Origin of the sequence: Lentibacter algarum, from assembly GCF_018860975.1 — a bacterium.
GTDB lineage: Bacteria > Pseudomonadota > Alphaproteobacteria > Rhodobacterales > Rhodobacteraceae > Lentibacter > Lentibacter algarum_A.
The window spans coordinates 201028-225059 of record NZ_JAHKQI010000002.1; the positions used below are offsets into that span (position 1 = coordinate 201028).

Below are 24032 nucleotides of genomic sequence, written 5' to 3' on the forward strand. Positions count from 1 at the left end.
GAATTGACCTTTGGCTTCGCCCGCGCGACTGTCCTTTCAAAAGGAGACACTATGCAGCCCTTACGAGGCATCCTTCTCAAGCTGTGCTCGGTGACAATGTTCATCATCATGGCCTCGCTGATCAAAGCGGCGTCAAGCCATGTGCCGGCGGGTGAGGCGGTGTTCTTTCGATCGGTGTTTGCGTTGCCAGTGATCCTTGGTTGGCTCGCAGTGCGGGGTGATTTGCGCACCGGGCTCAAGGTTGCCTCGCCAATGGGGCACTTCTGGCGCGGATTTGTTGGCACGGCGGCTATGGCAATGGGCTTTGCGGGGCTTGGTCTTTTGCCTCTGCCGGAGGTGACCGCGATCGGGTATGCGGCGCCGCTGCTCACGGTGATCCTCGCGGCGATGTTTCTTGGCGAGCAAGTGCGGCTGTTTCGGCTTGCGGCGGTCGCTTTGGGGATGCTTGGTGTGTTGATCGTGCTTGGCCCGCGGCTGAGCGCGTTCACCAATGACACAGTCGAGAAGACAGCCGCACTTGGTGCTCTGCTTGTTCTGATGAGTGCGCTGTGTGCGGCGATCGCACAGATTTACATTCGCAAGCTTGTCGCTGCAGAACAGACTGCGGCAATCGTGTTTTACTTTTCGGTAACCTCGACGGTTCTGGCGCTTCTCACCTTGCCGTTTGGATGGGTCGTTCCGACGGGCCAAGAAGCACTACTGCTGATCCTCGCGGGTTTGCTCGGCGGCATGGGGCAGATCTTTTTGACCTCGGCCTACCGTTTTGCACCTGCCTCGGTTGTTGCGCCTTTCGATTATGCTTCAATCATCTTCGCGATCATGATCGGTTTTGTGTTCTTTGACGAAGTGCCGGATTTACGCACTTTGGCTGGCGCAGGGCTTGTTATTTTGGCAGGCATCATAATTATCTTCCGCGAGCATCAGCTCGGGTTGGAACGCGGGCGCGCTCGCAAAGGTATGACACCACAAGGATAGGAGGCGGCGAAATGCCAACACTTGGTGAGGCGCTGGTTGCACGCCTAAAAGCGCATGACGTCGAAGTCGTTTTTGGCATCCCCGGGGTGCACACAGTTGAGCTTTACCGCGGCTTGGCTGCGTCTGGCATCAGGCATATCACACCCCGTCACGAGCAAGGCGCGGGCTTTATGGCTGACGGTTATGCACGCGCGTCCGGCAAGCCGGGTGTGGCTTTTGTGATCACGGGGCCGGGGCTGACAAACACCCTCACGGCTATGGGCCAGGCGCGGGCTGACTCTGTGCCGATGCTGGTTGTGACAGGTGTGAACCCGACCAAAACATTGGGCCGCGGTTTGGGCTGTTTACATGAGCTTCCTGACCAGATCGGTCTTTCCAAGACTGTCTCTATTACGGCGCAAACCATCATGAATGCTGATGAGCTGGTGCCGGCAATTGACGGCGTGTTTGAGGCTATGGAGAGTGAGCGCGGCGGCCCGCATCACATCGAGATTCCGCTGGACGTGGCTGTTTATGAGCATGCAAAACCGAGCGCGAAGGTTACGGTGCCCGAGCGCAAAGAGCCACAGGCGGACCAGCTTGAAGCGGCTATGGCTATGCTCACAAATGCCAAGCGGGCGGTTATGCTGGTTGGTGGCGGTGCCAAACGGGCTGATGCGGCCATCGGTGCGCTTGCAGAAAAGCTTGATGCGGTCGTTGTTCCGACAGTCAATGCGCGCGGGCTTATGCACCGGCATCCGCTTTGCATTCCTGCCAGCGCGAGTCTTGAGGCCGTTCGTCAGGAGATTGAAGCCGCTGATTGTGTGCTCGCTTTGGGAACTGAACTTGGGCCGACAGACTATGATATGTTTGGTAGGGGTTCCTTGCCGAACATGCAAAAGCTTATCCGCGTTGATATCAGCTCTGAGCAGTTGGCGCGGCATGCGGCTGATCTCAAGATTGAAGCCGACGCGGGGCTTGTTGCGCAAGCACTGGCCGAAAAGCTGCCCAACTTACCGATCAAGGATGCTGCCGCGCGCGCCGAGCAGGTTCGCGTCGCGGCTTGGGCTGAGCTGAGCGACGACTACCGCCTGATGTGCGAGTTGCTGAATGTGATCCGAGACGAGATCCCGGCGGCTTTGATCGTCGGGGACAGCACCCAGCCTGTGTATGCAGGCAACCTCTATTTTGATCACGATGTTGCCGGTGGCTGGTTTAATGCATCAACGGGCTTTGGCGCGCTCGGCTACGCTATTCCGGCGGCCATTGGCGCACAAGTTGCATCACCCGAACGCAACGTTGTTGTTATTGCCGGAGATGGCGGCGCGCAGTTTTCCTTGCCGGAGCTGATGACCGCGGCACAGGAGAAACTGCCGATCACGTTTATTGTCTGGAACAATGGCGGATATGGCGAAATCGAACTGACCATGGAGCGCGCAGATATTGATGTTGTCGGATGTGACCCCAAGCCGCCGCTGTTTGAAGCTGTCGCAGCGAGTTGCGGTATGCCCTATACGCGCGTGCCAGCTGAAGCCGAGGCACTGGCGCGTGCGCTGCGTCCAAAACACGGCCAGACAGGGCCGCGCTTTGTTGAAATCGACGCGCCGTTTATTGCGAATTGAGGGGTGACGAGCATGACAGAAAGCGTTCCTGCAAAGGCTAAACCGGACTCGGGCGTTTGGTGTGATCTGACCCAAGCAGCGCCGCGTGGCCTGCTGCCGGCACAAGAGCGTAAAGCTGTGGCGGCCTTTGTGGCGTCCGATCCGGAGTGGGACGGGGTGATCTGCGTGACTGGCGATGTGACGCATTGGGTGCAGGTGAGCGCTGGTGAGGTTGTCAGCTTTCAGTCGTTCGCGACACTGCGAATGGCGAAAGCCTTAGGTGGGACAGAGGCCGTGACGCCGAGCGCGGTAGAAGAGAGCCTTGCGCGCCCAGAGAGGCTCGCGGCGCAGCTTCGTGCCGCAGAACTCAGCGGTGATCTTGGTGCCGTTCTCGGGCATCTTCTCGGAGCCGAACTTGCGGCTGCTCGCGGATACTGGCTTGGAGTTGATCTTAGGGTGATCGGAGAAAACCCCCTTGCAGACCACTACGAAGCGGCCCTTAGGGGGCAAGCGGCGATGGTGTCGCGCGCTTAGAAGCTGACACGAAACGCGGTGCCTTGCGGTGAAGGCAGTAAGACTATCTCGGCATTGTTGGCTTCAAGCATCGCTTTGACGATAGACAGGCCCATGCCCGTGCCGCCAGTTTCGCGGCGCGTGGTAAAGAAAGGGTCAAACACCCGCGTGCGATCGCCTTCAGCAATGCCGGGGCCGTTGTCACTGACCTTCAGTGTCGCGGGATCAGCGTGCAGCAAAAGCTCCGTTGCGCCGTGCTCAGAGGCGTTGCGTGCCAGTTGCTCTAACACCACACGCAGCGCGGCTTGGTCGATCGGTAATTCGGCGTCTTGTTGCAAGCGCACCTCAAGACTGTCTGACAGGCCCGACAACGCCGACGAAAGCTGCGTCGGCCCGCGACCATAAGGCACGCGCGCGGTGGCAAGTTTGCGCAGACTGTTGAGCAGCTCTTGCATGCGCGCGCTTGAGGTTCTGATCGAACCAATCAGTTCGGAGCGGTCAGCCTCGGACATGTCTGCTTCAAGCAATTCAGCAGCGGCGGTGATGCTTGTCAGCGGCGACTTCAACTCATGGGTGACGTGGTCAGAATATGCGCGAATACCTGCTTCGCGATTTTGCAAAGCAGTGGCCATATCGTCAACAGCGTGCGCCAATGTGCTGAACTCGGGCGTGCCAAAATGCGGCGGTAAAGGCGCGTTGTGTTGCCCGTCCTTCACGGCATTGGCGTGAGCTGTCAGTGCATAAACGGGCCGCAGCACCAGCCGCCAAAGCAGGTAGCCCAACACCGCCGTAGCCCACACCGCCATCCAGCCAATGAGCCATGAAGTTTCGCCCCAGCCAAGGACGTTTCCGGCGAGGCGAAAGTAACCAACGCCAAGCAGCGGCAGGCAGAGCACAGCAGCCAGGGTTCCGCCGATCACCAGCGCCAGTGGCGGTCTCCATTTTTGGGTTACGCGCCTTGGCATGTGCCCATCCTTACGCCGACACCGTGGACTGTTTCAATTGCGTCAGTTGCACCGATATCGGCCAGCTTGGCCCGCAAATTCCGCAAGTGGCTGTCGATCGTGCGATCGGAAACATGGATTGTCGGCCCGTAGACAGCGTCCGAGATTTGCACGCGCGAGTAGACATTGTCTGGCCGTGCCATGAGGAATGAAAGCAAGGCCATTTCGCGCTGGGTTAGTGACAGATCTTGTGTGTCAAACCGGCAGAGGTGCTTGTTTGGATCGACCGAAAGCATGCCACGTGTGAGCGCGCCGTGGGCCGCTGTTTGAGCCGTCGTTCGTTTGAGGATGGCGCGCACACGCGCCGTCAACTCCCGCGGAGAAAACGGCTTTGTCATGTAGTCATCACCGCCGATCTCAAGGCCGATGATCTTGTCGATTTCGTCATCGCGCGCAGTGAGAAAAAGAACGGGCACATCGCTTGTTGTGCGCAGTTTTCTGCACAGCTCGATACCGTCCATCGCAGGCAGGCCAATGTCGAGAATGACCAGATCATCGCGCCCGTTCTGCGCTTTGGTCAGCCCTTCGGCGCCGTCTCCTGCTTCGCGCGTGACATGCCCCGCCTGTTTGAGTGCAATGCGCAGCACTTCCCTGATTTGCGGGTCATCGTCGATGATCAAAATATCGGCCATCAGAGCGTTTCCTCAGTTGCGAGTGCCGCCAAACTACGCTGCAAGCGCCAGTCACGAAAGCCCCATTCGCGCCAATCTGAAACTTGTAGATTGATCGACCCTGCATCACCACAAAGCCTGAAGCCGTGCTTGGCCTCAAACTCCTTGATTGCAGGCAGCGCGTGTGGCCCGAGTGCGCAAATATAGCCAGGGTCAAGCACGAGGTCTTTGCCGAGGTTGTGCCGCGCGATGGTATTTGAAAAGCTGATCATGCTGGCAAGGTAAAGCGCGGCAACTCCGAGCAAAGCTGCGCGGCCAAGCAGCCAGCTTGCTGGCTTGTTTCGCAGAGTTTGCACCACGACAAGAACCAGCCCCAGAGCAACAACCACCATCCAGATGAACGCCGAGATACGCAGGTGTGTCAGGCCGTACTGGGCAACATACAGCTCAAGTCGCAGGAGCGAAGACAGCACCAGAAACACGTTCTGTGCGACCCAAGCGAGCAGGGCAATCCGCAACAGCGAACTGCCGCTGGTAAAGGGCCGTGCAATGAGCGCGAAAGCTCCGGCGAGCAGCGCAGTTGCGAGCAAAGGGTAGGCGCCACGGTGTGCGTATTGGGCATAGCTCATGCCATCAGGCAAGCTTGCGCCGCCCCAAAGATACGTCACATCGAGGAAGGTTTGCACTAGAAACATCAAGTTGAACAAAATCAGCGAGCGGCAGATTGAGCTGGCATTGAGTGCTGCGGGAACAGGAAGCTCAGGCAGCGGTGACGGGGTGAACTTTAGCCGCTCTTGCATGTTGAGCGACGACAGGATCGGCAGTGTCAGGATAACCAGCCCCCCCCAGAACAACACCCGCGCAAGCAACTCGGTTGAGAGCCAACGGGCTCGCAGTATGCCGTCTAGCAAGTTCGACAACATCGGGTTGGCCGAAACGAGCAGAGAAGCAAAGACAAGCCCGAGACCCACCGGAACAAGCCAGCTGAGAACTGCAGACTTTACCGAAGCTTCCGGCGTACTGGAAAGTGCTGCGTTTGCCGCGCTCTTGGCCTGAGAAAACGCAGCATCAGGTGCGTGCTCGACAAAGCGCCAGAGCCCACCAAACAGCCGCGCCAAGCCGGGCCACCCTCCGAGAGCTAGCCAAACAACCGAGAGCAACAGCCCCGTGAAGAAGAAGGCAAACGACAGCGGCTGTGCGTGCTCAACGAGCGGCAGGAATGCGAGCGCAGCAAAACCAAAAGCTCCGGTGCCGCGCCGCCCGTTAAGCAACCAGACTGCCAGCAGAAGCGCCATGCCAAATAGCGCCAGCGAGAGGCCTGGTGAGGCCTTCCAAAGCAGGGCGTCTCCGGTAACAACAAGCGCAACAACCGCAATGAGCTGCGGAAAGACCGGCTGTGACTTGGCGCCATTATCAGGGCGTTTTGAATGCGGCGGCTCGCTCATCCACCATCCGTCTGTCTGCACCGATGTCGGCAGGCCTCTTACCAAAAACGTTTTCATGTTACTGTCCTCACTGTTGTGTTTTGTCTGTTCTACCCAGAGCATGTGCAGCTACCGCGCCGCGTTTGTGCAGTTTTTGCGCAGATCATTTTTACAGGTCTTTCGCTTGCGAAACGGGCAAGCACATGAGACGCTTGGCCAAGGCCTGAAAGGTGTGAAGAAATGCAAACCAAACCGACAGAAAAAACCGCCCAACTGCCGCAAACTCTTGAGCCGCGCAACGCAGGCATGGAGCTTGATCTTGACTGGGTGGCACGGGTGCAGGCGAACACATCTGCGATCGAACGCCGCGCTGCCAACTTGCCTGCGCGGCGCAGTGTGAAGAAAGAGCATCAGGCGGCTTGGCTGCTCAAGGCCGTCACGTGCATTGACCTCACGACGCTTGCTGGTGATGACACCGCAGGGCGTGTGGCGCGGCTGTGTGCAAAGGCGAAGCAGCCCGTGCGTGAAGACATTTTGCAGGCGCTCGGCGTGACTGGGATAACCACAGGAGCTGTTTGTGTTTACCACGATATGATCGCGCCAGCGGCTGAGGCTCTGGCGGGGTCTGGTATCCCGATTGCGGCAGTGAGCACTGGCTTTCCGGCAGGGCTTTCACCGTTTCACTTGCGTGTGCAAGAGATCGAGGAAAGCGTCAAAGCGGGCGCAAGCGAGATCGACATTGTTATCTCGCGGCGACACGTTCTGACGCAAAACTGGCAGGCGCTTTACGACGAGATGCGCGCCTTTCGGGCGGCCTGTGGCGAGGCGCATGTAAAGGCGATTTTGGCAACTGGCGAGCTTGGTTCGCTGCGCAATGTCGCGCGTGCCTCTTTGGTTTGCATGATGGCTGGCGCTGACTTCATCAAGACATCGACAGGCAAGGAGAGCGTCAACGCGACATTGCCTGTGAGCCTCGTGATGATCCGCGCTATTCGCGACTATGAAACGGCCACTGGCATTCGCATCGGTTACAAGCCGGCAGGCGGGATCAGCAAGGCCAAGGACTCGCTTGTTTACCTCTCGCTGATCAAGGAAGAACTCGGCGATCGTTGGCTCGAGCCAGACTTGTTCCGCTTCGGAGCATCGAGCCTTTTGGGCGATATTGAACGGCAGTTAGAACATCATGTGACGGGGGCATATTCGGCCTCTTACCGTCACGCAGCAGGGTGAATTGAGATGAGCGTTAAAGACATTTTCGAGAGCATGGACTACGGCGAAGCACCGGAAAATGCGGCCGAGGCATTTGCTTGGATCACCGATAATGGCGCTGCTTTCGGACAGTTCATTGATGGAGGGTTTTCCCCCGCTGGCGAGGGTTTTGAGAGCCGCAACCCTGCCAACGGCGAGGTGCTTGCCAACATCTCACAGGCGAGCGCTTCTGACGTTGATCAAGCCGTTGCGGCTGCCCGCAAGGCCCAACCGAAATGGGAGAAACTTGGCGGGCACGGGCGGGCGCGACACCTCTATGCCATCGCGCGGCTTTTGCAAAAACATAGCCGCCTGTTCGCGGTGCTGGAAACGCTCGATAACGGCAAGCCGATCCGCGAGAGCCGCGACATCGACATCCCGCTTGTGCAGCGGCATTTTTACTATCACGCTGGCATGGCGCAGCTGATGGAAGCCGAGCTTCCCGAGCAAGAAGCGCTGGGCGTTTGCGGGCAGATCATCCCTTGGAACTTCCCGCTGCTGATGCTGGCTTGGAAAGTCGCTCCGGCGCTGGCGATGGGCAATACTGTGGTGCTCAAACCGGCTGAATACACCTCGCTCACGGCGCTGTTGTTTGCTGATATTTGCCGACAAGCTGGCTTGCCTAAGGGCGTGGTAAACATCGTCACGGGCGATGGCGCGGTTGGTGAAATGATCGTAAATCACAATGATATCAACAAGATAGCTTTTACTGGCTCAACTGCCGTGGGCCGTAAAATCCGCGAATCGACAGCGGGGAGCGGCAAGGCTCTGACGCTCGAGCTGGGCGGCAAAAGCCCCTATATCGTGTTTGACGATGCCGACATCGACAGTGCTGTTGAAGGCCTTGTCGATGCGATCTGGTTTAACCAAGGACAGGTCTGCTGCGCCGGTTCTCGCTTGTTGGTGCAAGAGGGTATTGCCGACGCGTTCTACACCAAACTCAAAGCGCGCATGGGTAAGCTGCGGCTCGGAAGCCCACTTGATAAATCAATCGACATCGGCGCTTTGGTTGATCCGGTGCAACTTAAAGCCGTGACAGACATGGTGAAGGCAAATGATGAAGGAGAGGTTTACGTAGCAAACGTAGACCTCCCGGCTGAGGGATGCTTCTACCCGCCGACACTTATTACCGGCCTCTCGACCGCGTCAAAACTCATGCAGGAAGAGATCTTCGGGCCGGTTTTGGCGGCGATGACATTCCGCACGCCAGCCGAAGCTGTGCAACTCGCCAACAACACGCGCTACGGCCTTGCAGCGAGTGTATGGAGCGAGAATGTGAACCTTGCTTTGGACGTGGCGCCCAAGCTGGCAGCGGGTGTTGTTTGGGTTAACGCGACCAACCTGTTTGACGCGGCTGCGGGCTTTGGCGGTGTGCGCGAAAGCGGCTTCGGGCGCGAGGGAGGCTGGGAAGGTTTGCAGGCCTACACGCGGCCCAAAGGCAAGGCAAAGATGCTGGCGAAAACCGCGGCGAACCCGGCCAAGGACGGGCGCGAGGGCGGGCTTGACCGGACAGGTAAGCTCTACATCGGCGGCAAGCAAGCGCGGCCTGATAGCGGCTATTCAACACCGGTTTTCTCCAAGTCTGGCAAGCTGATTTCAGAAGCGCCAGCAGGCAACCGCAAGGACATTCGCAACGCTGTTGAAGCCGCTCGCGGGGCGTCTGCCTGGGGCAAAACCACGGGGCATTTGCGCGCTCAGATCCTTTATTATATGGCCGAAAACCTTGAGGCGCGGGCCAAAGAGTTTGCTGGCCGGATAGACGACGTGAAGGGCGGCAGGAGCGGCGCAAAGGAAGTTGCTGCCTGCGTCAAACGCTTGTTCACTTATGCGGCTTGGGCCGACAAGTTTGACGGGCAAGCGCATGGCGTTCCGATCCGCGGCATTGCGCTGGCGATGCGCGAGCCTGTCGGCGTGATGGGCGCATTTGTTGACGACGAGCTGCCGCTCTTGGGGCTTGTCTCGGCGCTGGCGCCGATGATGGCGATGGGCAACCGCTCGGTGCTTGTTGCGTCAGAGCCTTACCCACTGGAAGCGCTTGATTTTGTGCAGGTTCTGGAGACATCAGACGTGCCTGCCGGTGTTGTAAACATCATAACGGGCCGTCACACCGAGCTGGCAAAACCGCTGGCGAGCCACATGGATGTGGACGCGGTTTGGAGCTTTTCTTCGAGTGATATTTCTAAAGAAATCGAAGCGGCGTCTGCAACAAATATCAAGCGCAGCTGGGTGAATAGCGGACAGGCGCGAGACTGGTTTGGCAGTGCTGGCGAGGGCCGCGCTTTCCTGAACCAAGCGACAGAGGTTAAGAACATCTGGGTGCCTTACGGCGAGTAGCGAGCGGTGGGGTTAACGCGAGCGACGGGCTGAAAAACGGCCTGTGACTCGGGTGCATACCGCAGTGCATATACCAGTGCATAATGCGTATGCACGGTTTTTGCCTGTGGTATGGCAGCGAAAATGGTTAACGCTGCGCGCGCTGCTTAGAGCCCTTCAGGCTGACCGACGACTGTGAAGCTGAGCAGGTCGGGGTTGAGCCACTCACGCGCGACGCGGTTTACCTGCTCGAGAGTCACGGCGTTGACGCGGTCATTGCGGGTAGCGATGTAGTCGAGCGGCATGCCTTGGATTTGCATTCCGACAAGGATGTTGGCGATTGGGCCGTTGCCGTCAAAACGCAGGGGGTAGGCGCCGGTGAGGTAGGTTTTGGCGTCTTGCAGCTCTTCCGCAGTGACACCGCTTTCAGCCATGCGCGCCCACTCGCTGCGCACAACGGCAATTGCCTCGGCGACGCGGTTGTTGGCAGATTGCACGTTGCCCATCCAGACATCGGCGCCGTCTTTGCCGACGAGGTAGCTGTAGACACCGTAGGTGAGGCCGCGTTTTTCGCGCACTTCAGTCATCAACCGGCTTTCAAACCCGCCACCGCCGAGGGTGACGTTGAGCAGATAGGCGGCGAAATAGTCGGGGTGATCAAAGGGCAGGCCGGGCTGGCCGAACATCGCAACGGATTGCGGCGTTGCATAGGGCACAACGGTTGTTTTGCCGTCGAATGCGGGCGTGGCTTTGTCAGGCATCGGAGCGCCTGTCGCCGGAAGTTCGCCGAGCAAGTTGTCGAGCATCGGGCCAAGGTCAGCTTCGGAAATGTCGCCGACCACGCCGATATAGATGCGGTCACGTGCGATGGCGCCTTTGAACGCGGCGATCAGGTCGTCGCGCGTTAGGGCGTTGAGGCTTTCCATCGTGCCGCTTGAGTCAGAACCGTAAGGGTGATCGCCGTAGATGCGTTTGCGAAAGCTTGCGCTAGCGATGTCGCTTGGGTCTTTCTCTTTTGACAAAATGGACGAGGCAACTTGACGGCGCACGCGTTCTATCGAGGCTTCATCAAATGTCGGGTCGACCAGAGCGGTGCGCAACAAAGCAAGGGCTTCATCGCGGTTTTCTGTCAGAAAGCGCGCCGAAACTGTGAGCGTGTCATCGCTCACGTCAAACTCGAACGAGGCAGCAAGTGCGTCGCGGGCCTTGGCGAAGGCCTGCGAGTCAAGCTCACCGGCGCCTTCTTCGATCAGGCCTGTCATCAGGTTGGTTGCGCCACGCTTTCCCTCAGCGTCGAGCGAGGCCCCGCCGCGAAAGCGCAGCTCAAGTGCCACAAAGGGAATGGAGCGGTCTTCCACATGCCAGACAGTCAGCCCGCCGGCGGTTTTGAAAGCGTTGATATCGACACCTGCAAGAGCGGGAAGAGCGAGAAGCCATGTCAGCGCGGCGAGCAGAAAGACTCTCATGATGCGTCTCCTTTAGGGGGCATGATGTAACCGGTAACCGAGCTTTCAGGCCTTATTAGAGCCTTCGCTGCGGCAATAATGTCGTCGGCGGTAACGGCCTGCAACACATCGGGCCATGCCTGAACGTCTTCAACTGTGAGGCCGATGGCGAGGGCCTGCCCATACTGGTTTGCCAGCGCGCTTACATCGTCGCGGGCGTAAGTCTGGCTGGCGCGGAGTTGCATTTTGATACGGTCGAGCGCCTCTTGGTCAACACCGCGTTCGATGTAGTCAACCAGCAGCTTGTCAAGCGCGGCTTCGGCGTCTTCGAGGCTGTGCCCCTCGGCAGGGACAACGACAAAGCTGAAGCTCGTGTCGTCGAGCGTGCTGCCGTTGTAATAGGCCGAGGTGTAGACAGCCTGCTGGGTTTTGAACTGCAACTCTTCGGCCATGTATGACGTGGTGCCACCACCGAGAAGGTCAGAAAGCAGCTTGAGCGCGGCGGCGGTTTCTTGTGCGCCGCTGTCGCGCTCAGGGGCGAGGTAGCTGCGGGTTACATAAGGCTGAGCGACGCGCGCATCGCGGAAGATCATCCGGCGCTCGGCGGTTTGCGGCGGCTCGGAGGGGCGAACACGGGGGCCAAGCTCAGGATTAGGCTCTAATACACCGTAATACTGTTCAGCGAGGGCTTTAACGGCATCTGGCTCGACGTCGCCAGCGACGACAAGGATCGCGTTGTTGGGCGCGTAGAAGCGTTTGTAGAAGGCCATCGCGGCGTCAAGATCAAGCGTGACCATTTCGTGCCGCCAGCCAATGACTGGCACGCCGTAACGGTGATTGAGGTATTGCGCGGCCCGCTGCTGTTCGTTGAACAGGGCACCGGGGCTGTTTTCGGTGCGCTGGTTGCGCTCTTCGATGATCACTTCGCGCTCGGTTGCAATGTCTTCCTCGGTGAGGCGGATGTTTGTCATCCGGTCGCTCTCCATGCGCATCATAAGCTCAAGCCTGTCGGCGGCAACGCGCTGATAGTAGGCGGTATAGTCATAGCTGGTGAAGGCATTGTCGCGCCCGCCGTTGCGCGCCACAGTTGCGGAAAGCTCGCCTGATGCAAGCTTGTCGGTCGCTTTGAACAGCAGGTGCTCAAGGAAGTGCGCGACGCCGGATGTGCCGGGCCACTCATCGGCCGAGCCAGCCCGATACCAGAGCATCTGCGTTACGACAGGAGCGCGGTGATCTTCCAGCACCACAACATCAAGGCCGTTGTCGAGAGTGAAGGTGCTGACGAAGTCATGTTTCTCGGCTGAAACCGGCAAGGCTGTTAACAGCGCCCCGAAAACAGCAGAAACAGAAAGGCCGAAGCGACGCATGAAGGTTCTCCCAATCAGAATTGCTTACAAAGTAGTGAGTTGTGCGCGCGCATCAAGCGGCGTTGACAGGTTTGTGATGCAGATAAGCTGCTGGCTTACTCACCTGTCGGAGGTGCTGTTGGTGTGCGAACGCCCGTGCGGCGGAAACGATACCACTCTTTGTAGGCGTCAAGTGTCTGGCGTTTGTAGGCCTGTGCATAGCGGTCGGTTTTGACGATCCGGATTTTTGTGAACCGCGACTTACGGGTGCGGAATTTTTCATCTTCGGCAGCAAGTTCGGCGCGGACATTGGGGTTGGTGCCATTGCGCGAGGCATGGCGCACAAGCGCGCTGTCCGAGTTGGGAACACCAGCCGGAGTTAGCCGCGCAGGGTTCCCGCCGAGGGCAGCAATGCCTTCAGCACGCGGGCTTCTGTCGGTGAGGCTTGTCTGGCCAGGTGTCGGAGTTGGCAGCTCGGCATAGTCGCTCGGGGCTTCAAGCGGTTTGCCGGGCAAAACACCGAACTCATCAGGGCCGTCACCGGGTGCTTCAAGCAGGCGCATGGTGATGTCACGATCAGAGCCGCCACAAGCCGAAAGGCTTACGGTAGCAACCAAGGCAAGGACAACATGTATAAGGCGCATCACGCTTCTCCGGCTTCTATGTGACTGACATAAACCATCTGCAAGGCAAGGTCACGAGGCGTTTTTGCCCTTGTTCTTGTCTGGTTCACCCGAAGTGAACAGAACCAGCCCGATTGCACCGGCAAAAACTGCGATATCGGCGATGTTAAAGGCGTAGGGGTTGTTAAACCCGCAGCATGACATGTTGAGAAAGTCGGCCACCGCGCCGTAGACAACGCGGTCGATCACATTGCCGAGCGCGCCACCAACAAGCAACCCAGCCGAAATCTTTCCTGCGGTTCCGGTGTCTTCATGGTGAATCCACCACAGGACCGCGCAAGAAATGACCAGCGCGACCGCGACAAGCACCCAGCGCGTAAGATCGCTGTTTTCGGCAAACAAGCCGAAGTTGACACCGTAGTTCCAAGCCATGCGCAGGTTGAGGTAGGGTGGATAGACGTCTATCGCACCAATTTGCGCAAGGTTCATCCAGTGAACCACGAGGTATTTTGATGCTTGGTCAGCGAGGAATGTCACCACTCCGACCCAAAAAACCTTGCGCATTAACGCTCTCCTGCCTGTCGTTAGACTGTTCGCTTACCGCGAAAGTTGTGTGCTCGTTAACTGTTAGTGCCGGAAGTGGCGCATCCCCGTCAAGACCATAGCGAGGCCGGCCTCGTCGGCGGCTTTGATCACATCGTCATCGCGCATTGATCCGCCAGGTTGAATGACGGCAGTTGCGCCGGCTTCGGCGGCTGCAAGAAGCCCGTCTGCGAAGGGGAAGAATGCGTCGGACGCCACAACAGAGCCTTTGGCGAGACTCTCAGGCAAGCCGCATTCTTCGGCCATGCGAGCTGCTTTGAGGGCCGCGATGGTCGAGCTGTCAACGCGGCTCATCTGGCCTGCGCCGACGCCGACTGTGGCCTTGTCTTTCACATAGACAATGGCGTTTGATTTGACGTGTTTTGCCACTGTCCAAGCAAACATCATGTCGGCTAGCTCGGCCTCTGAGGGCTGGCGCTTGGTGACAACCTTGAGGTCATCCAGCGTGATAAAGCCGCTGTCCTTGTCTTGCACCAGCATACCGCCCGACACCTGACGATAGCTGAGTTGAGCCTGTTTAGGGTCTGAAAGCGTTCCGGTTGTGAGCAAACGGAGGTTCTTTTTCTTGGAAAAAATATCCATAGCGCCATCGGTCACATCTGGCGCGATGACAACTTCGGTGAAGATACCTGCGATCTCTTCTGCTGTCTCTTCGTCGAGCGTTTGGTTGAGGGCGATGATGCCGCCGAACGCTGATGTGCGGTCACAGTCAAAGGCGCGGATGTAGGCTTCTTTGAGGGAGGCGCCACGGGCCACGCCGCAAGGGTTGGCGTGTTTGATGATCGCTACGGCTGGGCCATCTTCAGGCGCGAACTCGCTGACAAGCTCAAAGGCGGCGTCAGTGTCGTTGATGTTGTTGTAGCTAAGCTCTTTGCCTTGGTGCTGGGTTGCTGTGGCAACCCCTGCGCGTGCTGTTCCGTCAAGGTAGAAGGCTGCTTGCTGGTGCGGATTTTCGCCGTAGCGCAGTGTTTGTGCCAAAGTGCCGGCAATTGCGCGGCGGCGGGGTGTTGGCTCATCAATCGCGCCAGCCATCCAGCTTGAAACAGCGGCATCGTAAGCGCCAGTGCGCGCATACGCGATTTGCGCCTGGCGCTGGCGGAAGCTGTAGCTGGTCTCGCCGTTGTTCTCGTCAAGCTCGGCAAGCAGCGCGGTGTAGTCTTCGACATCAACAATCGTGGTGACGAAGGCGTGGTTTTTGGCGGCGGCGCGGATCATCGCTGGCCCACCGATATCGATGTTCTCGATCATCTCGTCGTAGGCGGCCCCACGGGCAAGTGCGGCTTCAAACGGGTAAAGATTGACGATCAGCAGATCAATCGCGGCAATGTTGTGTTTGTCCATTGCGGCAACGTGATCGTCGTTGTCACGCAGGGCAAGCAAACCGCCGTGCACGTTCGGGTGCAGAGTTTTGACACGGCCATCCATCATTTCCGGGAAGCCTGTGATGTCGGCGACATCTTTCACGTTTAGCCCCGCATCGCGCAGAGTTTTGGCGCTGCCACCGGTTGAGAGCAGCTCAACACCGCGCGCGGCGAGAGCCTGAGCGAGGTCAACGAGGCCGGTTTTGTCGGAGACAGAAAGGAGGGCGCGTTTTACGGGGGCAAAACTGGGGGCGAGCGAGGTCATTTGGCAACAATCCTGTGGTTGGTTGGGCTTGCCCTGCTCCTTATGGGGTGCAGCGCTAAATTGCAAAAGGCTTTGCGGGAAAGTTAGTGCGGCTCAATGTCATCCTGTTGCACATCGCGGATGCCTATTGCGCTTTCCTGCGCCTTGGAGAGCGACCAGAGGAGGCGGGTGCTTGGCCCAAAGGCGCGGGCTGTTAGCACGACTTGCTTGCTCGCGCGCGGTTTTAGGCGGCCTGTCTCGAGGTAGACGCTCGGCTCAAGGCTAAGCGTGCTGCCTTCACCGGCTCGCAGCACCCAGATTTCACCAGAGCGCAGCGCCATCGAAACAGCCGCGCCGCCGAGGTCAACCGCTGAGTCGACTTCGGGGTGAAGGTGAAAGCGGATATGAAACAGCAGGCCTGGCTCTAGCAGGTGTTGTGTGGATTTGATGAAGGTGGCTTTGTCGGCCTCGTCGATGGCGATCAGCAGGTCTTCACCGACAATGCCGCGGCCATCACTGGTTATCTCGAGGGTGCGCGCATGAGTGAGCCCGCGGGTTTTGACCCAGCCGTCGTGCCCGCCCTGAAAGCGCAGCCCGTCAGTTACGTGGCTGATTTCGACGGGCACATGTGTCGGCCCGCCTGTTATCAGCTCGGCGCCGTCGCGGGCGGCAGGGGTGAGGTGTGCCGAGGAGGAACCGTCAATGCAGAGGGTGCTGTGGCTTGGTGTTGCACGGCCAGCGCGCCGCCACTCGGCGCCAAAGCAGGCTCCTGAGCCGCAGTTTACGATCAGCGGGCGGCGGCCTGATGTCAGCTCGAAGGCCAGTGTCGAGGCATGTGCGTTGTGGCTCGCGCGGCCCGTGGGCGGGAGCGAGGCGTCAATAATGATGGTGGTGCGACCCGCCGAGAGCCGTGCAAAGCCCATCGACAAGCCATCAGGTGTCGTTGGCTTTACACCTGAGGCTGCAAGAGCGTGTTCTAGCCGCCCCTCAACGCCTTTACCGCCGCCATGAAACCGCGCGAGGCTGCCGTCAGCGTGACGCAAGCTGCGCAGAGTCGGGGCAATGCGGGCCAATGCGGCTTCATGCTCGGCGGTGACGGGATGCCCCGCCTCGCGCAGGGCCAATGCAACCCATGATAGCAGAGTGAACACCTCAAGCAGCTCTTCGGGGTTGCGCGTTGAGAGCCCTCCCATTGCGTCGATTTGCGTTGCGCATTCGCGGGCCAACGCCTTTTGCGCAGGGGCAATGTGCCGCTCCATGCCCTCAAGCGAAAGCGAGGCGTAGATAAGGCCCGTGAGCGCTTCAAACCGTGCAAGGCCGGGCAGGGAAGCCTGCCAACGTTTGCCAAGAAAGTTTGTCTGGTGTGCGAGCGAGCGAAAGAACTGATGCGACTGTTCGCTCTCAAGGTTTTGCATGAGGAAAAACGCGTGGCTGATCCAGCGGATGAGGCGCCGACCTGTCAGATCGGGCGTCCAGCCGGGGCCCGTGCCGCGGCCGAACTTGTCGTTCCATTGCAGCAGCCACGTTTGCGCGCAAAGCCTTGCGCTGCTGTCGCCCACGGCGGCGAGATCATCTAGCCAACCGAAGCCCTGCGCCTCGCGCTGATACTCGGGGGAAGCGAGGGGGAGATCCCAGAACTCTTTGCGCGCGCCAGTGAGAAGCTGACCTGCCAAAAGGTAGTTGCCAGCGATCAACTGTTTGCCGCGCGCAAACAGGCCGATGCTGCGCGGTTCGGGCTGCGACACGAAGGCTGTTGGCGGTGTCGAAAACGCCCCGACACGCGCATGGTAGCGGTTGATCAGGCGCGTTACGAAAGCACCTATGGGTTCTTGTTCGGACATACTGCTGTGCCTCATGCGCTCTTTTCGGCGACTGTTGACGGAACATTACACCGCGCATGAGGCGTGGTCACTAGCAAAAGGTGGGCGTGGCAGATTAGGCGCGTTTCAGCACAGCCATATAAAAGCCGTCGATGCCGCCTTGCTCGGCAAAGTAGTCAGGGCGCAGGCGCAAACCGCCCTCCTGGGTGATCCAGGCGGGGTCAATTCCGCCACGCTCAAGCGCGCTTGTGTCGGCGCTAAACTCGGGGTGCGTTTCGAGGAACTCTTCAACCTGCACCTCGCCTTCGTCGGGCAGGAGCGAGCAGGTGCAAAACACCAGCCGTCCGCCAGATTTGACCAAGCTGGCAGCGTGGGCGAGCATACGCGTTTGCAACTCGATCAGCTCACTGAAACCATCACCGGTTTTGGCATGTGGCAAGTCGGGGTGACGGCGGATTGTGCCTGTGGCCGAGCAGGGCGCGTCGAGCAGAATGGCGTCGTAGCTGCTCTCGTGGGTGAGGGCGTCGGCGCAGATGATTTCAGCAGTAAGGCCCGTGCGCGTGAGGTTTTCTATGACACGTTTGAGGCGCGTTTCGGATGCATCGAGTGCGGTGACGCGAGCGCCAGTTGCGGCGAGCTGCATTGTTTTGCCACCCGGTGCGCAGCACATGTCGAGCACGGCCTCGCCTGCTTGAGCATCGAGCAGCTGTGCGGGCAGGGATGCGGCGCTGTCTTGCACCCACCAGTCGCCAGCTTCAAAGCCTTCAAGTGCGGTGACTTGGCCGGCGTCTTGCAGGCGAACAGAGCCGAAAGATGTGAGTGTGCCGCCGAGCTTTTCGGCCCAACCGGCGGCGTCAGATTTCACCGAGATATCAATCGGTGCGCCGGCATGATGCGCGGCTTCCATCGCGGCGAGGGCTTCGCGGCCATAAGCCTCGGAGAGCGGGCCACGCAGCCATTTGGGCAAGCGCGGCGCACGCATGATGGCGAATTTCCCGGGGGCATCTGCAGCGGTTTTACGCAGCACGGCGTTCACCAGCCCTTTCATGCTGCCGTATTTCTTGTGCTTGCTGACCAGCGCGACGGCCTCGTTGACGATCCCATGCGCATCGCCGCCTTGGGCAAGCTCGACGGCCGCCAGACGCAGCATGTTCTGGACATAGGGAGCCGGCAGTTTGCGCAGGTGCGGTTTGAGCAGTTTGTCAGCGCGCTCGATGTTGCGCAGAGTCTCGTTGGCAAGGCGCAGGGCGCGGGCTTTTGAGGGGCCATCAAGCCCTTCGAGTGCGCGCAGTGTTGTTGTCTCTGACATCAAACGGCCCTCGGCGAGCACTTGGTTGAGCATGTTGAGTGCGGCTTGGCGGGGGGTTGTCATCGGGCATCCTTGGCATCTGGTTGTTGGCGGCTTATATCAGGTGCGAGCCGAAAGGAATACGCCATGTCAAACCGTGATGATCTGCCCGACGCCGCCAAACGCGCTTTGGCTGAAGCCGAAGAGCGACGTGTTGCGCGTGATGCGGCTATGAAGGCTGCCCCCAAGGAGCTCGGCGGGCGTGACGGGCCCGACCCTGCGCGCTACGGCGACTGGGAAAAAAAGGGCATCGCCATCGATTTTTGAGCCGGCTTTGAAGCGTCGGAGCCTCCGGCGGGGATATTTGTGCCAAGAAAAAGAGCTGGCTTACAGCCCGAGAACGTCGAGCATGTTGTAGTGCCCAGGAGATTTGTCTTGGCCCCAAAGCGCGGCCTTGAGTGCGCCACGGGCAAAAACCGAGCGATCAGTTGCGACGTGCCGCAGAGTGATGCGCTCGCCAGCGGCGGCAAACATTACGTCATGTTCACCGATGATATCGCCGCCGCGGATCGCCGAGAAGCCGATGTCGCCTTTTTTGCGCGCGCCGGTCAGGCCGTCACGTCCGCTATCGGAAACATCGGACAATGTAACACCACGACCTTCGGCGGCGGCCTCTCCGAGCATCAGAGCAGTGCCTGAAGGGGCATCAACCTTCTGGTTGTGATGGGCCTCGATCACTTCAATGTCGTAGTCATCATCGAGCGCCTCGGCGACCTTCTTTGTCAGCTGTGTAAGCAAGTTGACCCCAAGGCTCATATTGCCAGCGCGCACGATCACCGCATGCCGAGAAGCAGGCTCTAACAAGGCGATTTCGGCTTCTGACATGCCTGTCGTGCCGATTACATGCACGGCGCGGGCTTGCGCTGCTAGCGCCGCAAACTCAAGCGTGGCAGCGGGCGCTGTGAAGTCGATGACCGCCTGTGAGCGTGCGAAGGCGGGCAGCGGATCACTTTCGACAAGCACACCGACTTCGCCCAAGCCACAGAGCATACCAATGTCTTTGCCGACCCAATCGTGACCTTCACGCTCAACCGCACCAACGAGGCGGGCCTTGTCCGACTGCACTACGGTTTTGACAAGCATCTGCCCCATGCGGCCTGAGGCGCCTGTAATGGTTATCCCTGGTAGATCTGACATGCTTGGCTCCGGTAAAATGTTGCTTATGCTGCTCATAGCGCGCCTGAGGGAGCTTGGCAAAGCTTTGCAGAGTGTTTAACTGCTGCATATGGCTAAGAGTAATTCAAATGATGGCGCACCTTCACAGCGCATGTTGCGCGTCGGCGAGGTTATCCGCCGCACGCTCGCGCAGGTTTTGATGCAAGGGGACATTCACGACCCTGATCTCAACCGGCTTTCGATCACGGTTGGCGAGGTGCGGGTTTCTAAGGACCTCAAGATCGCGACCTGTTTTGTTTTGCCGCTGGCGGGCGAGGGCAAGGATGTTGTGCTTGAGCTGCTTGGGCGCAACAAACATGAGCTGCGGCGGATTGTTGGCAAGAAAGTCGGGTTGCGGCACACGCCTGACCTTAAGTTTTTGCTTGATACAACCTTTGATCAGATGGACGCCACGAACGCGATGTTTGCGCGCCCCGAAGTTAAACGTGACTTGGACAACTAACCTCATATTTGCCCTCGGGCTAAGCTGCCTTGCTTCAACTGTGGGGGCGGTCAGCTGTGAAGACCGCGTGTATGAGGGCAACTCCTACACAATTTGCGAAGTTGATGCGGGCGTTGAAGAGCTAAGGCTGTTTTACAAAGAAAGCGAAGAAGGCTCTGTTCTGGGTCAATTCTTTGCTGTTGATGACGTTCTGAAACTTGAGAACAAGAAGCTCGCCTTTGCTGCAAACGCGGGCATGTATCACGACGATCGCGCGCCTGTTGGGCATTATGTTGAAAACGGTGTTGAACTCATGCGGGTGATTCCGAACGCAGGGCCGGGCAACTTTGGGCTGCTGCCGAACGGGGTGTTTTGTGTGCGCGACGGACGTGCCGATGTGTTTGAAACCAAACAATTTTTGCGCCAGAAGCCTGAATGTAAACATGCGACGCAATCTGGCCCGATGCTGGTGATTGACGGTGAACTCCACCCGAGGTTTTTACGCGACAGCACCAGCCGTTATGTGCGCAACGGTGTCGCGACAAGCGCTGACGGCAAGCGCGCGGTGTTTGTGATTTCAAACAACCGAGTCACCTTTCACGAGTTGGGCAGCTTTGTGCGTGACGCGCTAAAGCTGCCGCAAGCGCTTTACTTTGACGGCAATGTTTCGCGCATTTATGCGCCCGACATTAACCGTAACGACAAGGGCTTTTTGCTTGGGCCGATTATAGGTGTGGTTGAAGCCGCCGATTGACGCGCCGTGGCGGCTGCGCTAACCCGCGACATCTTGCAGTAAGGGGCAGACATGGGACGCAAACGCAAAGGCCGCGATATTTCGGGTTGGCTGGTGGTTGATAAACCTGCTGGCATGACATCGACGTCAGTTGTTAACAAAGTGCGCTGGGCGTTACAGGCGAAAAAGGCGGGCCATGCTGGCACGCTTGACCCGGATGCAACCGGTGTTTTGGCTGTGGCGCTGGGCGAGGCGACCAAAACGGTGCCTTACATCACCGACGCGCTGAAGGCCTATGAGTTTGAGGTGAAGCTCGGTGAAGCGACAAACACTGATGACGCCGAGGGCGAAGTAATTGCGCGATCGGACACTCGGCCAAGCGACGACGACATCAAAGAAGCATTGCTCAAGTTCGTTGGTGACATCCAGCAAGTGCCGCCGAAGTTTTCTGCGGTGAAGATCGACGGGCAGCGGGCTTACAAGCTGGCGCGTGACGGCGAAGATGTTGAGCTTGCGGCGCGGCCCTTGTGGGTAGAGGAACTGACGCTGGTTGACCGCCGGGATGCTGACCATGCCAAGCTTGAGATGATCTGCGGCAAGGGCGGTTATGTGCGCTCGATTGCGCGTGATCTTGGTGAAGCCCTCGGCTGCAAAGGGCACGTTTCGTGGTTGCGTAGAGTCTGGTCCGGGCCGTTTGAGGCCGACGAAGGGCTGACTTTTGAGCAGATTGAAGAGATGGCGCATGACGTGGCTTTAGATGCGCATATCTTGCCGCTAGAAATTGGCCTTGCTGATGTGACCGAGCTAAAGACCACGCCCGAAGGCGCGGCCAAACTGCGCAACGGCAACCCCGGCATGGTGCTCGCCGCCGATGTCGAATACGGCGACGAGTGTTGGGCGAGCCTTGATGGCAAGGCTGTGGCTGTCGGCGTCTACAAGGCCGGAGAATTACACCCAAGCCGCGTGTTCAATCAGTAGCGCCTAGCTTACTCAGCAGCTTCGAGCATTGCCTCCGCGTTGAAGGTAAACAGCGTTTCGCCGTTGATCTTGTAGTTGTTGATCAGCTCGGCGGCGCGAGGGCCTGTAAGCCATGCCTCAAGTGCAAGAGCCTCGGAGTGTTTGACGTGCCCGTGCTTCGCGGGGTTTACGGGAATGTAGGCGTATTGGTTGAACAGGGTCGGATCACCGGCGAAGAGCAGCTTGAGAGTGCCTTTGTTACCGAAGTTGAGCCAGCTCGCCCGGTCGGCCAGAATATAGGCATTAACGCCCGACGCGGTGTTGAGCGATGCGCCCATACCAGCGCCTGCCTCCTTATACCACCGCGGCAAACGCTGTTCTTCGGTTATGCCGGCGGCGCTCCAAAGTGCGAGCTCTTTCTTGTGGGTTCCGCTGTCGTCGCCACGGCTGACGAAGGGCGCTTGTTCATCGGCGATGCGTTGCAGGACGTTGATGACAGTTTGTGACTCTTCGCTTACTGCAGCGGGGTCACTTTCTGGCCCGATGATCACGAAGTCATTATACATTATCTCGCGGCGGTGAGTGCCGTTGCCTTCAGCGAGAAAGGCGTCTTCAGCCTTGCGGGAATGCACCAAGATAGCGTCGACATCTCCCGCGGCCCCGAGACGAAGCGCCTGGCCTGTGCCGACAACAATTAGTTGCACTTCAAGTCCGGTGTCCTGCTTGATTTCAGGCAGCAGAATGTCAGACAGGCCGGAGTTGTGAAATGACGTGGTGACTGCCAGCTTGAGGCTCTCTGCGGAGGCAGTGGTTGCGAACATCAGAGTGGCGGCGAGGGTAAGGAACAGGCGTTTCATTAGATTAGATCTCCTTTTAAAAAACTGCGTGCTTCGGTTGTTTTCGGATTGTCGAAAAATGTAGCGGCTTCGCTTTGTTCATGAATGAGTCCGTGATGGACGAACAAAACATCATCAGCCAGACGGCGCGCCTGACCCAGATCATGTGTCGCCATGATGATGCGGGTTCCGGATGCGCCGGCTTCGATGATCAAGCGCTCGATATCGCGGGTGGCGGCGCCGTCGAGGTTTGCGCAGGGCTCGTCAAGGAACAGGAGTTCTGGCTGACGAATGAGCGCACGGGCAAGGGCGAGCTTTTGTCTCTCACCACCCGAAAGCTGTGAGGCGCGTTGGCTGGTATGAGAGCCTAACCCGAGCCGTTTAAGCCATGTTAGAGACTGTTTTTCTGCTTCAGCGCGCGGCATTTTGTGTGTGGTGAGCGGGTAACTCAAGTTGCCAAGCACAGAGCGGCGCAGCATAACAGGTGTTTGAAACACGAAGGCTTGTTGTGAATAGGCAAGCGCGCGCGGAGCGGCATAACGCAGCTTGCCCGAGCTTGGCTTTTCCAACCCGTGCATGAGCCTGAGCAAGGTGCTTTTACCCGCGCCATTGGGGCCAAGGACGATGGTGATCCCGCCCGCCTCGAGCGTGAGATCAATTGGGCCGAGCAGGCGCTTTTCCCTGCGTGAAACCGTGGCTTGAGACAGGGTGAGGGGCAGAATGCTTACCATCGGTCACGCACCTCGGTTCCGGTGAGCATGTGGATCGCTATATTTACCGTGAGAGAGAGGCCGATGAGCACAAACCCAAGGCCGATTGCGAGGGCGAAGTCACCTTTGCTGGTTTCAAGCGCGATGGCGGTTGTCATAACGCGTGTGACATGGTCGATATTGCCGCCGACGATCATGATTGCGCCGACTTCTCCGATGCCACGGCCAAAGCCTGCGAGTGCGGCTGTGAGCAGGGCGCGGCGGCTGTCCCAGAGGAGCGTTTTAATGCGTTGTGAGCGGCTGGTGTTGAGCGAAATCAACAGGTCATGATACTCGGCCCAGAGATCGCGGATAGACTGATGCGCTATGCTGGCGATAAGAGGCGTGAGGATAATGACCTGCGCAATGATCATCGCCCATGGCGTGAACAACAGCCCCATAACTCCGAAGGGGCCGGAACGTGACAGAAGCAGATAGACCGCGAGGCCGACAACGACAGGCGGCAGGCCCATAAGTGCGTTGAGCGTGGCGATAACAAGCCGGCGAAAGCGATAGCGGCTTATCGCCAACCACGCCCCGAGCGGAAAAGCAATAAGCGCGGCGATGGCCACGGCTGACAGCGTCACAAATAGCGAGCGCATGGCGATTTCGACCAAATCGGCGTCAAACGTCAGCACAAGCCAAGTTGCTGCTTTCATACCTTCCCAAATTTCGAGCATCGGGCCTCCTTTGAGGGTAATA

The 24032-nt window shown here is 58.7% G+C and carries 23 protein-coding genes; 9 read left to right on the forward strand and 14 right to left on the reverse strand.

Features of this window, described 5'->3' with window-relative positions:
- Nucleotides 1-51: 51 nt before the first annotated feature.
- The 3 genes from KO498_RS01640 to KO498_RS01650 are packed head-to-tail and all read left to right on the forward strand — an operon-like array spanning nt 52 to nt 3089.
- Complete coding sequence (locus KO498_RS01640) at nt 52-975, forward strand: DMT family transporter (RefSeq protein WP_215958128.1); 924 nt, start codon at nt 52-54, stop codon at nt 973-975.
- 11 nt (nt 976-986) lie between these two features.
- Nucleotides 987-2576 carry a 5-guanidino-2-oxopentanoate decarboxylase gene (locus tag KO498_RS01645; protein WP_215958129.1) on the forward strand — a complete coding sequence of 530 codons (1590 nt, stop codon included), beginning with the start codon at nt 987-989 and terminating at the stop codon, nt 2574-2576.
- Between the two features lie 12 nt (nt 2577-2588).
- Entirely contained in the window at nt 2589-3089 is a 501-nt protein-coding gene (locus KO498_RS01650) for a 2-dehydro-3-deoxygalactonokinase (RefSeq protein ID WP_215958130.1), read from the forward strand.
- Here KO498_RS01650 and KO498_RS01655 read toward each other — a convergent pair.
- The 3 genes from KO498_RS01655 to KO498_RS01665 are packed head-to-tail and all read right to left on the reverse strand — an operon-like array spanning nt 3086 to nt 6185.
- Nucleotides 3086-4033: an ATP-binding protein gene (locus tag KO498_RS01655; protein ID WP_215958131.1), complete on the reverse strand. Its 948-nt coding sequence runs from the start codon at nt 4031-4033 to the stop codon at nt 3086-3088. The genes KO498_RS01650 and KO498_RS01655 overlap by 4 nt on opposite strands.
- On the reverse strand, nt 4018-4704 hold the full coding sequence (locus KO498_RS01660) for a response regulator transcription factor (RefSeq protein WP_215958132.1): 687 nt from the start codon (nt 4702-4704) through the stop codon (nt 4018-4020). The genes KO498_RS01655 and KO498_RS01660 overlap by 16 nt, the downstream gene beginning before the upstream one ends.
- Nucleotides 4704-6185, reverse strand: coding sequence for a DUF4153 domain-containing protein (locus KO498_RS01665; RefSeq protein ID WP_215958133.1), 1482 nt, complete (start codon nt 6183-6185; stop codon nt 4704-4706). Before KO498_RS01665 ends, KO498_RS01660 begins: the two co-directional genes overlap by 1 nt.
- A 162-nt stretch (nt 6186-6347) precedes the next feature.
- Here KO498_RS01665 and deoC point away from each other — a divergent pair, with 162 nt between their 5' ends.
- Complete coding sequence (gene deoC / locus KO498_RS01670) at nt 6348-7337, forward strand: deoxyribose-phosphate aldolase (RefSeq protein ID WP_215958134.1); 990 nt, start codon at nt 6348-6350, stop codon at nt 7335-7337.
- A 6-nt stretch (nt 7338-7343) separates the two neighbouring features.
- Entirely contained in the window at nt 7344-9689 is a 2346-nt protein-coding gene (locus KO498_RS01675; protein ID WP_215958135.1) for an aldehyde dehydrogenase family protein, read from the forward strand.
- A gap of 146 nt (nt 9690-9835) precedes the next feature.
- Here the strand turns inward: KO498_RS01675 and KO498_RS01680 are convergent, their stop codons facing one another.
- From KO498_RS01680 to KO498_RS01710, 7 genes are all read right to left on the reverse strand, one after another.
- Nucleotides 9836-11134, reverse strand: a complete 1299-nt coding sequence (locus tag KO498_RS01680) for a M16 family metallopeptidase (RefSeq protein WP_215958136.1) — start codon at nt 11132-11134, stop codon at nt 9836-9838.
- On the reverse strand, nt 11131-12480 hold the full coding sequence (locus tag KO498_RS01685) for a M16 family metallopeptidase (protein ID WP_215958137.1): 1350 nt from the start codon (nt 12478-12480) through the stop codon (nt 11131-11133). Before KO498_RS01685 ends, KO498_RS01680 begins: the two co-directional genes overlap by 4 nt.
- Before the next feature lie 95 nt (nt 12481-12575).
- Nucleotides 12576-13103 (reverse strand): DUF3035 domain-containing protein, encoded by a 528-nt coding sequence (locus tag KO498_RS01690; RefSeq protein ID WP_215958138.1) that lies wholly within the window; start codon nt 13101-13103, stop codon nt 12576-12578.
- A gap of 51 nt (nt 13104-13154) precedes the next feature.
- The gene (gene lspA, locus KO498_RS01695; protein ID WP_215958139.1) at nt 13155-13646 is read right to left on the reverse strand and encodes a signal peptidase II; all 492 of its coding nucleotides are present in this window, start codon (nt 13644-13646) and stop codon (nt 13155-13157) included.
- Between the two features lie 63 nt (nt 13647-13709).
- Nucleotides 13710-15311 (reverse strand): bifunctional phosphoribosylaminoimidazolecarboxamide formyltransferase/IMP cyclohydrolase, encoded by a 1602-nt coding sequence (gene purH / locus KO498_RS01700; RefSeq protein ID WP_215958140.1) that lies wholly within the window; start codon nt 15309-15311, stop codon nt 13710-13712.
- 83 nt (nt 15312-15394) lie between these two features.
- A complete protein-coding gene (locus tag KO498_RS01705; protein WP_252731211.1) occupies nt 15395-17131 on the reverse strand; it encodes a heparinase II/III family protein in 1737 nt (578 codons plus the stop codon).
- Nucleotides 17132-17225: 94 nt separating this feature from the next.
- Nucleotides 17226-18482, reverse strand: a complete 1257-nt coding sequence (locus KO498_RS01710) for an RsmB/NOP family class I SAM-dependent RNA methyltransferase (RefSeq protein ID WP_215958142.1) — start codon at nt 18480-18482, stop codon at nt 17226-17228.
- Between the two features lie 63 nt (nt 18483-18545).
- On the opposite strand from KO498_RS01710, the gene KO498_RS01715 reads away from it, so the two are divergent.
- Complete coding sequence (locus tag KO498_RS01715; RefSeq protein ID WP_215958143.1) at nt 18546-18725, forward strand: DUF1674 domain-containing protein; 180 nt, start codon at nt 18546-18548, stop codon at nt 18723-18725.
- Nucleotides 18726-18785: 60 nt separating this feature from the next.
- On the opposite strand, the gene dapB is transcribed toward KO498_RS01715, so the two are convergent.
- Entirely contained in the window at nt 18786-19595 is an 810-nt protein-coding gene (dapB, locus tag KO498_RS01720) for a 4-hydroxy-tetrahydrodipicolinate reductase (RefSeq protein ID WP_215958144.1), read from the reverse strand.
- Nucleotides 19596-19683: 88 nt separating this feature from the next.
- On the opposite strand from dapB, the gene rbfA reads away from it, so the two are divergent.
- Genes rbfA through truB form a run of 3 tightly spaced genes read left to right on the forward strand, consistent with a single transcriptional unit; the run spans nt 19684 to nt 21766 of the window.
- Nucleotides 19684-20076 (forward strand): 30S ribosome-binding factor RbfA, encoded by a 393-nt coding sequence (gene rbfA, locus KO498_RS01725; RefSeq protein WP_215958145.1) that lies wholly within the window; start codon nt 19684-19686, stop codon nt 20074-20076.
- Nucleotides 20060-20809, forward strand: a complete 750-nt coding sequence (locus KO498_RS01730; protein ID WP_354667605.1) for a phosphodiester glycosidase family protein — start codon at nt 20060-20062, stop codon at nt 20807-20809. Before rbfA ends, KO498_RS01730 begins: the two co-directional genes overlap by 17 nt.
- 51 nt (nt 20810-20860) lie before the next feature.
- On the forward strand, nt 20861-21766 hold the full coding sequence (truB, locus tag KO498_RS01735; protein ID WP_215958146.1) for a tRNA pseudouridine(55) synthase TruB: 906 nt from the start codon (nt 20861-20863) through the stop codon (nt 21764-21766).
- Between the two features lie 8 nt (nt 21767-21774).
- Here truB and KO498_RS01740 read toward each other — a convergent pair whose 3' ends face one another.
- From KO498_RS01740 to KO498_RS01750, 3 genes are read right to left on the reverse strand one after another with little or no spacing between them, the layout of a single operon-like run.
- Complete coding sequence (locus KO498_RS01740; RefSeq protein ID WP_215958147.1) at nt 21775-22602, reverse strand: substrate-binding domain-containing protein; 828 nt, start codon at nt 22600-22602, stop codon at nt 21775-21777.
- Nucleotides 22602-23312 (reverse strand): ATP-binding cassette domain-containing protein, encoded by a 711-nt coding sequence (locus tag KO498_RS01745; RefSeq protein ID WP_215958148.1) that lies wholly within the window; start codon nt 23310-23312, stop codon nt 22602-22604. The genes KO498_RS01740 and KO498_RS01745 overlap by 1 nt, the downstream gene beginning before the upstream one ends.
- Nucleotides 23306-24010, reverse strand: a complete 705-nt coding sequence (locus tag KO498_RS01750; protein WP_215958149.1) for an ABC transporter permease — start codon at nt 24008-24010, stop codon at nt 23306-23308. Before KO498_RS01750 ends, KO498_RS01745 begins: the two co-directional genes overlap by 7 nt.
- Nucleotides 24011-24032: the final 22 nt, after the last annotated feature.

Excerpts from the sequence above, each read along its gene's own strand:
- truB (WP_215958146.1), top strand. The coding sequence starts at position 20,861 with ATGGGACGCAAACGCAAAGGCCGCGATATTTCGGGTTGGCTGGTGGTT.
- KO498_RS01660 (WP_215958132.1), bottom strand. The coding sequence starts at position 4,704 with ATGGCCGATATTTTGATCATCGACGATGACCCGCAAATCAGGGAAGTG.
- KO498_RS01745 (WP_215958148.1), bottom strand. The coding sequence starts at position 23,312 with ATGGTAAGCATTCTGCCCCTCACCCTGTCTCAAGCCACGGTTTCACGC.
- lspA (WP_215958139.1), bottom strand. The coding sequence starts at position 13,646 with ATGCGCAAGGTTTTTTGGGTCGGAGTGGTGACATTCCTCGCTGACCAA.
- KO498_RS01650 (WP_215958130.1), top strand. The coding sequence starts at position 2,589 with ATGACAGAAAGCGTTCCTGCAAAGGCTAAACCGGACTCGGGCGTTTGG.
- KO498_RS01645 (WP_215958129.1), top strand. The coding sequence starts at position 987 with ATGCCAACACTTGGTGAGGCGCTGGTTGCACGCCTAAAAGCGCATGAC.
- KO498_RS01655 (WP_215958131.1), bottom strand. The coding sequence starts at position 4,033 with ATGCCAAGGCGCGTAACCCAAAAATGGAGACCGCCACTGGCGCTGGTG.
- KO498_RS01705 (WP_252731211.1), bottom strand. The coding sequence starts at position 17,131 with ATGTCCGAACAAGAACCCATAGGTGCTTTCGTAACGCGCCTGATCAAC.
- KO498_RS01690 (WP_215958138.1), bottom strand. The coding sequence starts at position 13,103 with ATGCGCCTTATACATGTTGTCCTTGCCTTGGTTGCTACCGTAAGCCTT.
- dapB (WP_215958144.1), bottom strand. The coding sequence starts at position 19,595 with ATGTCAGATCTACCAGGGATAACCATTACAGGCGCCTCAGGCCGCATG.
- KO498_RS01685 (WP_215958137.1), bottom strand. The coding sequence starts at position 12,480 with ATGCGTCGCTTCGGCCTTTCTGTTTCTGCTGTTTTCGGGGCGCTGTTA.
- KO498_RS01675 (WP_215958135.1), top strand. The coding sequence starts at position 7,344 with ATGAGCGTTAAAGACATTTTCGAGAGCATGGACTACGGCGAAGCACCG.
- rbfA (WP_215958145.1), top strand. The coding sequence starts at position 19,684 with ATGGCTAAGAGTAATTCAAATGATGGCGCACCTTCACAGCGCATGTTG.
- purH (WP_215958140.1), bottom strand. The coding sequence starts at position 15,311 with ATGACCTCGCTCGCCCCCAGTTTTGCCCCCGTAAAACGCGCCCTCCTT.
- KO498_RS01750 (WP_215958149.1), bottom strand. The coding sequence starts at position 24,010 with ATGCTCGAAATTTGGGAAGGTATGAAAGCAGCAACTTGGCTTGTGCTG.
- KO498_RS01665 (WP_215958133.1), bottom strand. The coding sequence starts at position 6,185 with ATGAAAACGTTTTTGGTAAGAGGCCTGCCGACATCGGTGCAGACAGAC.
- deoC (WP_215958134.1), top strand. The coding sequence starts at position 6,348 with ATGCAAACCAAACCGACAGAAAAAACCGCCCAACTGCCGCAAACTCTT.
- KO498_RS01680 (WP_215958136.1), bottom strand. The coding sequence starts at position 11,134 with ATGAGAGTCTTTCTGCTCGCCGCGCTGACATGGCTTCTCGCTCTTCCC.
- KO498_RS01740 (WP_215958147.1), bottom strand. The coding sequence starts at position 22,602 with ATGAAACGCCTGTTCCTTACCCTCGCCGCCACTCTGATGTTCGCAACC.
- KO498_RS01710 (WP_215958142.1), bottom strand. The coding sequence starts at position 18,482 with ATGACAACCCCCCGCCAAGCCGCACTCAACATGCTCAACCAAGTGCTC.
- KO498_RS01715 (WP_215958143.1), top strand. The coding sequence starts at position 18,546 with ATGTCAAACCGTGATGATCTGCCCGACGCCGCCAAACGCGCTTTGGCT.
- KO498_RS01640 (WP_215958128.1), top strand. The coding sequence starts at position 52 with ATGCAGCCCTTACGAGGCATCCTTCTCAAGCTGTGCTCGGTGACAATG.